The organism is Paracraurococcus ruber (genome assembly GCF_004353985.1).
Taxonomy (GTDB): domain Bacteria; phylum Pseudomonadota; class Alphaproteobacteria; order Acetobacterales; family Acetobacteraceae; genus Paracraurococcus; species Paracraurococcus ruber.
On the sequence record NZ_SMOA01000228.1, the window covers coordinates 1 to 8,804 of the forward strand.

Sequence of the window (8,804 nt, forward strand, 5' to 3'; positions counted from 1 at the left end):
CCCGCCGTCCCGTCGCCGGGCGAATCCGGCGTGGCTGGCGCAGGCGAAACGGCCGGCGACGCGGGCGGCGCGCATCGCCGAGGCGGCGGCCTGCCGCGAGCGGGCGAATACCTGGCCCCGGCGCGGCCGACCGCCCGCCGCGCGGCGGGATCGCCGATCCGCCCGGGCAGGCCCGCGGCTGGCAGGGTGGCCGGCCGCGCCCCGTGCCGGGGGCAGCGGGCCGCAAAGCCTCAGCCCGGCCCGCGCATGGTCGCCGCCAAGCTGGCGCCGGCGGTCAGCATATGCGCCCGCATCTCGCGCCCCGCCGCCTCGCCGTCGCCGCGCAGCACCGCGCGCAGCACCGCCTCATGCTCGGCGAAGCTGCGCCGCAGCCGGTCCGCGCCATGGAATTGCGCGCGGCGGAAGGGGGCAAGGCGCAGGCGCAGCGCCTGGGCGTGCTCGGCCAGGAAGGCGTTGTGCGCGCCGCGATAGACGGCCGAGTGGAAATCCCGGTTCAGCGCGTCATAGGCGCCGACATCGCCGGCGCCGACCGCCGCCTCCGACCGCTCATGCAGGGCCTGCAGGGCGAAGCGCTCCGGCGCCGTCATCCGGTGGGTCGCCAGGCGGGCGCACATCGCCTCGGTCTCCGCCATCACCTCGAACATCTCGCCCAGGCGCTCGATGGTCAGGGCGGCGACGCGCACGCCCCGCCGCGGCTCGATGGTGACGAGGCCGGCGGCGGCCAGTTCGCGCAGCGCCTCGCGCACCGGGGTGCGGGACGCGCCGAAGCGCTCCGCCGCCTCCTGCTCCTCGATTTCGCTGCCCGGGGGAAGGTGGCCGGCGATGATCTGTTCCGCCAGCGCGATGCGGATGGTCTCGGCCAGCGTCGCGGCCGGCAAAGGTACCGGCTTCGCCTTCGGTGCGTTGTCACCCACGGGCATCGCCCAGCCCCCCTCTGCCCGCGGCGATGATGCCCGCCGCCGCCGTCGCGGTCGAGCAAGCGCCGACCGCGCGCAGCCCTGGCCGCCCGGGCGCGTTGACCGAGGCGCGTCGGCCGATGCACGGGGCGGTGCCGCGCGGCAGCCAGGCGGGTCCGGAACCTCCGCTCGGTCCCCGTCAATATGCCGCGATGGCAAATTCAATCCCTTGTGCATGCTGAAACAGCGTGAAACACTTTCTTCGAATACATGAGGGGGATGCGCATGTCGGATGCCGCGACGCAGGACAGCGCCACCATCGGCACCCTGGCCGGCACGCGCTTCTGGCTGGAACGGCTCTGGGCGGGCATCGCCGATCGCGGCCGCGCCTATGCCGATGTGCCGGCCGAAGGCCTGCCGCCGCTGGACCGCGCCCGGCGGCTGGCTCATGCGCTGCTGTCGGAACGCGGCGAGGCTTCCGGCGCCGCCGTCGCGCGGGACCTGCATGACAGCGTCTGCGCGCTGCAGGGCGAGGATCGCCTGGCTTTCTTCCGCTTCCTGGCCGAGGGCTTCGGCCCCGACGAGGCGAAGCTGCGCGCCGCCGCCGAGGCCTGGCTGGCCGCCCCGTCCACCGATGGCGCCGCCCGGCTGGCCGAGGCGGCCGAGCCGCCGCGGCAGGAATTGCTGCGCCGGATGAACCTGGCGCCGGGCGGCACCGCGGCGCTGGTCGCGCTGCGGGAGGAGCTGGCGCCGCTGACCCGCGCCGAGCCGGCGCTGCGCGTGCTGGACAGCGACCTGCGGCACCTCTTCGCCTCTTGGTTCAACCGCGGCTTCCTCGAGCTCCGCCGGATCGACTGGCAGACGCCGGCGGCGGTGCTGGAGAAGCTGATCCGCTACGAGGCGGTGCACGAGATCCAGGGCTGGGAGGATCTGCGCCGCCGGCTTGAGGCCGACCGCCGCTGCTTCGCCTTCTTCCACCCCGCCCTGCCGGGGGAGCCGCTGATCTTCGTCGAGGTCGCACTGGTGCAGGGTATGGCGCAGGCGGTGCAGCCGCTGCTGTCGCGGCAGGACCGGCCGGGCAACGCGCGCGATGCCGACACCGCGATCTTCTACTCCATCTCCAACTGCCAGGAGGGGCTGCGCGGCATCTCGTTCGGCAATTTCCTCATCAAGCAGGTGGTGGAGGAGCTGAAGGCCGAGCTGCCGCAGCTGACCCGCTTCGCCACGCTGTCGCCGGTGCCGGGCTTCCGCCGCTGGGTGGAGAGGCAGATCGCCGCGCCGCCGGAGGGCGGGCTGCTCCGCGCCGAGGAGCTCGCCGCCTTCGGCACGCGCGACCTGGCCGCCATGACCGAGGGCGCCTGGTGGGAGGACGAGGCGCGCCGCGAGGCGCTGCGCGCCCCGCTGCTGCGGCTGGCGGCGCAATACCTGACGCGGCCCAACAGCGGCATGGGCAATATCGACCCGGTGGCGCGCTTCCACCTCGGCAACGGCGCGCAGTTGGAGCGGATCAACTTCCTCGGCAATACCGGCGCCCGCGGCATGCGGGAAAGCTATGGCGTGATGGTGAACTACCTCTATGACCGCGACCGGATCGAGGCGAACCACGAGCGCTTCGCGCAATCCGGCCAGGTCGTGCGCTCGGCGCAGGTGGACGGGCTGCTGAACTTGCCGCGGCTCGCGCCCGCCGCCTCCCGCTCCGCCCTCTCCCGCCTGCTGGGCGGGGAGGAGAAGGCGCCAGCCAGGACGAACTGATCCCGGGGGCCGGGACCAGCCCCGGCCCACCAGGATCGCGCGCAGCCCCGGCTGGGCGGTGCGCCGGACACAGGGACGAGGCCGGCCCGCCAGCAGGGCGGCCGGCAGGTGCGGTCGCGGTCCGCCTGCGAAGGCCGGGGCGCATCGCGGACGCAGAGGCGGGAGGAACCCGGAAGAATGTCACCCCAGACCGCCGCCATCCTCGGGCTGGTGGCGATGTTCGTCATCGCCACCGCGCTGCCGATCAACATGGGCGCGCTCGGCCTCGCCATGGCCTTCCTGATCGGCACCACGCTGGTCGGGATGACCGCCAACCAGATCATCGCCGGCTTCCCCGGCGACCTCTTCGTCACGCTGGTCGGCATCACCTACCTGTTCGCCATCGCGCAGAAGAACGGCACCATCGACTGGCTGGTCCACCAGGCGGTGCGGGCGGTGCGCGGGCGGATCGCCGCCATCCCGTGGATCATGTTCGGCGTCGCCGCAGCGCTGACGGCGGTGGGCGCCGTCTCGCCCGCGGCCTGCGCCATCCTGGCGCCGGTCGCGCTGCAATTCGCCCGCAGCTACGGCATCAGCCCGCTGCTGATGGGGCTGCTGGTCATCCATGGCGCGCAGGGCGGCGGCTTCTCCCCCATCTCGATCTATGGCGGCATCACCAACCAGGTGGTGGCGCGGTCCGGCCTGCCGGTGAGCGAGACATCGCTGTTCCTGGCCAGCCTGTTCTACAACCTGCTCTGCGCCGCCGGCGTCTTCTTCGCCTTCGGCGGCCGGTCGCTGCTGGGGCGGCGGGCGGTGCCGGCGAGCGTGACGGGCGACGAGCACGGGCCGCCCGACCTGCCGCTGCGGGGCTTCGGCACCAGCGCCGAATCGGTCATCGCCGCGCCCGCCCAGGCCGCCGCGGCGCGGCTGGACCTGCAGCAATGGGCGACGCTCATCGGCCTGGCGGCGCTCGCGGTGGGGGCGCTGGCCTTCAGCCTGAATGTCGGGCTGGTCGCGGTGACGGTGGCGGTGGTGCTGACGCTGCTGGCGCCGAACGAGCAGAAGGGCGCGGTGGACAAGATCGGCTGGTCCACCATCCTGCTGGTCGGCGGCGTCATCACCTATGTCGGCGTGCTGCAGAAATCGGGCGCCATCGACAGCGTCGGGCAGGGCGTGTCGGATCTCGGCACGCCGCTGCTGGCGGCGCTGCTGCTCTGCTACATCGGCGGCGTGGTCTCGGCCTTCGCCTCCTCGGTCGGCGTGCTGGGCGCCATCATCCCGCTGGCGGTGCCCTTCCTGCTGCAGGGGCAGATCGGGACGGCGGGGATGGTGGCGGCGCTGGCGGTCTCCTCCACCGTGGTGGATGTCTCCCCCTTCTCGACCAATGGCGCGCTGGTGGTGGCCAATGCGGCGCCGGAGGAGCGGGACGGCGTCTATCGGAAATTCCTGATCTACAGCATCCTCATCGTGCTGGCCGGCCCGCCGCTCGCCTGGCTGATGTTCATCCTGCCGGGCTGGCTGTGACGCCGGGGGCCTTCCGCCATGGTCGTGGGCCGGTCGGGGCGGCCCCGCGCGGCTCCCCCTGCCCACGCCCGATCATGCGGCCTTGGCTCGCCGGACCGGCGGCCGCCCTTCGCGGCCGCTGCCCGCCTCGGCCGGCGGGGGCGTGGCCAGGGGCCGTCCGCATGACTCCCCGGCTTCGCCCGCCTATGAAGCCTCGGCCGCCTGATGCATGACATGGGTGCGACGACACGATCCCGAAGGGAGCAGACGATGCAGGAACCGAAAGGGCCCCTGGCGGGCCTCCGCGTGCTCGACCTCACCCGCGTGCTGGCCGGCCCGACCTGCACGCAGATGCTGGGCGACCTGGGCGCCGAGATCATCAAGATCGAGCGGCCGGAGGCCGGCGACGACACCCGCGGCTTCGCCCCGCCCTTCATCCCCAACACGAAGGAAAGCGCCTATTTCGTCGGGGTGAACCGCAACAAGAAGTCGGTCACGCTCGACCTGGCGAAGCCCGAGGGGCAGGCGCTGGTCCTCAGGCTGCTCGAGCACTGCGACATCCTGGCGGAGAATTTCAAGGTCGGCGCGCTGGCCAAGTACGGCCTCGGCTACGAGCAGCTGAAGGACCGCTTCCCGAAGCTGATCTACTGCTCCATCACCGGCTTCGGCCAGACCGGCCCCTATGCCCCGCGGCCGGGCTATGATGCGCTGATCCAGGCCATGGGCGGGGTCATGTCCCTCACCGGCGAGCCGGGCGGGTCGCCGCAGAAGGTGGGCGTGCCGGTCGCCGACCTCTTCGCCGGGCTCTATGGCTGCATCGGCATCCTGGCGGCGCTGAACCACCGCAACGCCACGGGCCAGGGCCAGCAGATCGATATCGGCATGCTCGACACGCATGTCGCCTGGCTGGCCAACCAGGGCATGAACTACCTGGCGACCGGGGAGAACCCGCCGCGGCTCGGCAACCAGCACCCGAACATTTCCCCCTATCAGGAATTCCCGACCCGGGACGGCTACCTGATCCTGGCGGTCGGCAATGACCCCACCTTCGAGCGCTTCTGCAAGGCCTTCGGCCTGGAGCAGATGCTCAGCGACCCGCGCTTCGCCACCAACGCATCGCGGGTGCAGAACCGCGACCTGGTGACGGCGACGCTGACGCCGACGATGCGGTCGAAGACCACCGCGGAGTGGATCGAGGCGCTGGAGGCGCTGAAGATCGGCTGCGGCCCCATCAACACGCTGGAGCAGGTCTTCGCCGACCCGCATGTCCAGGCGCGGGAGATGGTGCTGGAGATGCAGCACGGGTCCGGCCAGACCGTGAAGGTCATCGCCAACCCGGTGAAGCTTTCCGCGACGCCGCCCAGCTACCGCAGCGCGCCGCCCGTCCTTGGCGAACACACGCAGGAGGTGCTGTCGGGCCTGCTGGGGATGAGCGAGGCCGAGCTGGCCGGCCTGAAGGCGAAGGGCATCACCGGAGGGTGATGCACCGGCGCGCCGCCGCTTGCGGTGCGCCAAATCCCCCGCCGGTGGCAGGGGGCAGGCTGGGCGGGAAGGGCCGGAACCGGCCACCCCCACGCGAACGAACGGGGCGGGGCGACCAGAACCGAACAGGGGTTCCGATATGCGCCGCAACCGGCTGCGCTTCATGCTGCCGCATGGCTTCTTCACGCTGGCCTGGACCGAATGGGGGCCGGAGGATGGCGCGCCCGTGCTCTGCGTCCATGGCCTGACGCGCAACGGCCGCGACTTTGACGCGCTGGCGGCGGCGCTGGCCGGGACGGGACGGCGGGTGCTGTGCCCCGACCTGCCGGGCCGCGGCGGGTCCGATTTCCTGCCCGACCCGGCGCTCTATGTCCCGCCCACCTATGTCGCCGCGCTGTCGCACCTGCTGGCGCGGCTGGACGGGCCGGTGGACTGGGTCGGCACCTCGCTGGGCGGCATCTGCGGCATGGCGGTGGCGGCGACGCCCGGCAACCCGATCCGCCGCCTGGTGCTGAACGACATCGGCGCGCATGTGCCGAAGGACAGCGTCGCCCGCATCGGCGACTATCTGGGGCAGGCGACGGAATTCGCCGACCTGCCGGCGCTGGAGGCGCATCTGCGCCGCGTCCATGCGCCCTTCGGCGCGCTGACGGATGCCGAATGGCACCACCTGGCCGAGACCTCCGCCCGGGCCGCGCCGGGCGGCGGCGTGGCGCTGCACTACGACCCCGCCATCGCGCTCCCCTTCCGCGGCGCGCCGGCGCAGGACATGGACCTCTCGCCGCTCTGGGAGCGGGTCACGGCGCCGGTGCTGCTGCTGCGCGGCGCCGACAGCGACCTGCTGCTGCCGGAGACGGCGCGCGCCATGGCGGCGCGGCCGGGCGTGCGGCTGGTGGAGATCCCCGGCTGCGGCCATGCGCCTGCGCTGATGGAGGCGGGGCAGATCGGCCTCGTCGCGGCCTTCCTGCGCGGCACGGGCCTGGGTGCGGGCGGCTGATGCGGATGGCCCGTCGATCGTGACCGATCGACGGCCCTGCAACCGCCGGGCGGTTGGCGGCGCGAGCCTTGGCGACGCCGCATATGTGGTGGCGCCCGGCAGGCCGGGAGCCTTCATGCCGCCGGTATCCGCCTGATAGGTCGGCCGCGACCCGCCCGTTGACGGCACGCCGGCCGGGGGTGCGGTGCCTCCCAGGGCCGGCACCCAGGCCGGGCCGGCGATGCCGACCGGCTGGACCGTCGCGCCTGCCGGCCAGCCGCCGCAGGGGCGAAGGCCCGGCGCCGACCGGCGGGGCCGATCATGGGGCGGCGGGCGGGTCGCGGCGCGTGCCGCCGCCCCGGGCCCGGCTGCCTGCGCCGGCGAAATCCGTCAGCGGGTCCGCGCCGCCAGCAGCGTGTCGCGGATATCGGTCAGCACCTCGCCCAGCCAGTTCCGGCCACGCCATTGCGCGCGGTCCTGCGCCCGCGCGTCCTCGGCGCCGAGGCCGATGCCCCAGGCTCGGTCTCAGGGAGAAGCCTTGACCAGCGTCGTGCCTTCGGTGTCCAGCAGGGCGCGCAGCGCGGCCGGGTTCTGGGTGAATTTGGCGTAGTTGCCCTCCGCCACCAGCGGCCGGGCGGCGACCTGCCAGACCGGCTCGAGGAAGCCGGGCACCTGGCGGCCGAGCCGTCGCGCCTCATCGGCCGGGGCGGCGAGGATGGCGTCCAGCGGCGCCTGCGGCGCGCCGAAAAGCTGCGCCTTGCGCCACATCGTCCAGCTCTCGGCCGTAGCGAAGCGCAGCCCGTGCTTCTCGAAGGGTGCCCCGGTGTGCCACTGGCTGAAGGGGCTGTCCGCCTGCCAGAAGAAGGTGAAACGCTCGGGCATCGCCTGACACTGTGTTGCGGGGCGATGCTCTAGGACAGTTCCCGTCCGGATGAAATCATCCGACCGCCGGGCCATGCTCCGGGCGCGACCTCCGCCGCAAGCGGCCCGGATGCGACAGGCCGCAGGCCCCGGCCCGGGCCGCCGGACGACTTTCTGCCCGGTGCCGCGTTGCCGCAGGCATGGTGCCCTTCCTTCCGCGCCCACCCTGGCTGACCAGCCGCCTGCAGACGCTGCGCGCCCTGCGGTGGCCCATCGCGGCGCGGCTGCCGCCGGCGCATCGCCTGTGGCTGCCCTTGCCGGATGGCGATGCCCTGGCCGCCGCGCTGCACTTTCCCGAAACGCCGCGCCCCTTGCCGCTGGCCGTGCTCGTGCATGGCCTGACCGGCAGCGAGGACGACCCGTATCTGCGGGAGGCGGCGCGCGGCCTGCTGCGCCGGGGCTTCCGCGTGCTGCGGCTGAACCTGCGCGGCAGCGGGCCGAGCCTGCCGCGCAGCACCAGCCACTACCATCTCGGCCGGTCGGAGGACCTGGCGGCGGCGCTGGCCGCCCTGCCGGAACCGCTGGTGCGGGACGGCGTCGCGCTGGCCGGCTGGTCGCTGGGTGGCGCGCTGGTCCTGCTGCTGCTGGCGCGTGCGGCGGAGACGCCGGGCCTGCCGCGCCTGGTCGCCGGCGCCGCCGTCGGCCCGCCGCTGCAGCCGGAACTGGCGCATGCGGCGATCGACGCCGACCCGCTGTTCGGGCGGGCGCTGCTGGCGCTGTACCGCAGGGAGGTGCTGGCGGTGCCGGCGCGCGACCTGCCGCCAGGGCTGAGCGCGGCGGCGCGCGAAGCGACGTCCCTGCAGGAATTCGAGGCGCGGGTGACGGCGCCGCGCTTCGGCTACCCGTCCTACGGCGTGTTCTGCGAGGTGAACCGGCCGGCCGCCGCCCTGCCGCGGATCCGCGTCCCGACCCTGCTGATGCTGGCGGCGGACGATCCGCTGGTGCCGGTCGGGTCGATGGACGGCATCGCCTGGGCGGACTGCCCGGCGGTGCTGCCCCTGCCGATCGCCGGTGGCGGCCATTGCGGCTTCTACGACCTGGCGCGGGAGGCGATGTCGGTCCGTGCCCTAGGCGCCTTCTTCAGCGGCGCGGCGGCGCCGTCGGTGGGGCAGGGCAGGGCGCCATCGGGCGCCGCCGGGCCGGCGTCGCCGGAAGCGCCGGATGCGACCGGCCGGCGGGCTGGCCGGATGGCAGCGGCCTGAAGGGCGCGCCCGCCTCGCTCGCGGCCAGCGACCGCGCGCGAGGCGGACCGGCAGGCCCGTTGCGCCCGACGGCGCGCCGGCAGGCGCGCCGCC

The 8,804-nt window shown here is 73.9% G+C and carries 6 protein-coding genes and 1 pseudogene; 5 read left to right on the forward strand and 2 right to left on the reverse strand.

What is annotated here, in order from left to right; all coding sequences use genetic code 11:
* Positions 1-230 precede the first annotated feature (230 nt).
* On the reverse strand, positions 231-914 hold the full coding sequence (locus E2C05_RS25060) for a GntR family transcriptional regulator (protein WP_240046887.1): 684 nt from the start codon (positions 912-914) through the stop codon (positions 231-233).
* Positions 915-1,181: 267 nt separating this feature from the next.
* On the opposite strand from E2C05_RS25060, the gene E2C05_RS25065 reads away from it, so the two are divergent.
* The 4 genes from E2C05_RS25065 (at position 1,182) to E2C05_RS25080 (ending at position 6,609) form a co-directional block, all read left to right on the forward strand.
* Positions 1,182-2,648 carry a malonyl-CoA decarboxylase gene (locus E2C05_RS25065; RefSeq protein ID WP_200306116.1) on the forward strand — a complete coding sequence of 489 codons (1,467 nt, stop codon included), beginning with the start codon at positions 1,182-1,184 and terminating at the stop codon, positions 2,646-2,648.
* A 177-nt stretch (positions 2,649-2,825) separates the two neighbouring features.
* Positions 2,826-4,151 carry an SLC13 family permease gene (locus E2C05_RS25070; protein WP_133222379.1) on the forward strand — a complete coding sequence of 442 codons (1,326 nt, stop codon included), beginning with the start codon at positions 2,826-2,828 and terminating at the stop codon, positions 4,149-4,151.
* Positions 4,152-4,400: 249 nt separating this feature from the next.
* Complete coding sequence (locus E2C05_RS25075; RefSeq protein ID WP_133222380.1) at positions 4,401-5,612, forward strand: CaiB/BaiF CoA transferase family protein; 1,212 nt, start codon at positions 4,401-4,403, stop codon at positions 5,610-5,612.
* Between the two features lie 139 nt (positions 5,613-5,751).
* The gene (locus E2C05_RS25080) at positions 5,752-6,609 is read left to right on the forward strand and encodes an alpha/beta fold hydrolase (protein WP_133222381.1); all 858 of its coding nucleotides are present in this window, start codon (positions 5,752-5,754) and stop codon (positions 6,607-6,609) included.
* Between the two features lie 369 nt (positions 6,610-6,978).
* On the opposite strand, the pseudogene E2C05_RS25085 reads toward E2C05_RS25080, so the two are convergent.
* Positions 6,979-7,545 (reverse strand): annotated as a pseudogene (locus E2C05_RS25085) (NADAR family protein).
* A 104-nt stretch (positions 7,546-7,649) separates the two neighbouring features.
* Between E2C05_RS25085 and E2C05_RS25090 the strand changes: the two are divergent.
* Positions 7,650-8,711 carry an alpha/beta fold hydrolase gene (locus E2C05_RS25090; RefSeq protein WP_133222382.1) on the forward strand — a complete coding sequence of 354 codons (1,062 nt, stop codon included), beginning with the start codon at positions 7,650-7,652 and terminating at the stop codon, positions 8,709-8,711.
* Positions 8,712-8,804: the final 93 nt, after the last annotated feature.

Excerpts from the sequence above, each read along its gene's own strand:
- E2C05_RS25065 (WP_200306116.1), top strand. The coding sequence starts at position 1,182 with ATGTCGGATGCCGCGACGCAGGACAGCGCCACCATCGGCACCCTGGCC.
- E2C05_RS25070 (WP_133222379.1), top strand. The coding sequence starts at position 2,826 with ATGTCACCCCAGACCGCCGCCATCCTCGGGCTGGTGGCGATGTTCGTC.
- E2C05_RS25075 (WP_133222380.1), top strand. The coding sequence starts at position 4,401 with ATGCAGGAACCGAAAGGGCCCCTGGCGGGCCTCCGCGTGCTCGACCTC.
- E2C05_RS25080 (WP_133222381.1), top strand. The coding sequence starts at position 5,752 with ATGCGCCGCAACCGGCTGCGCTTCATGCTGCCGCATGGCTTCTTCACG.
- E2C05_RS25090 (WP_133222382.1), top strand. The coding sequence starts at position 7,650 with ATGGTGCCCTTCCTTCCGCGCCCACCCTGGCTGACCAGCCGCCTGCAG.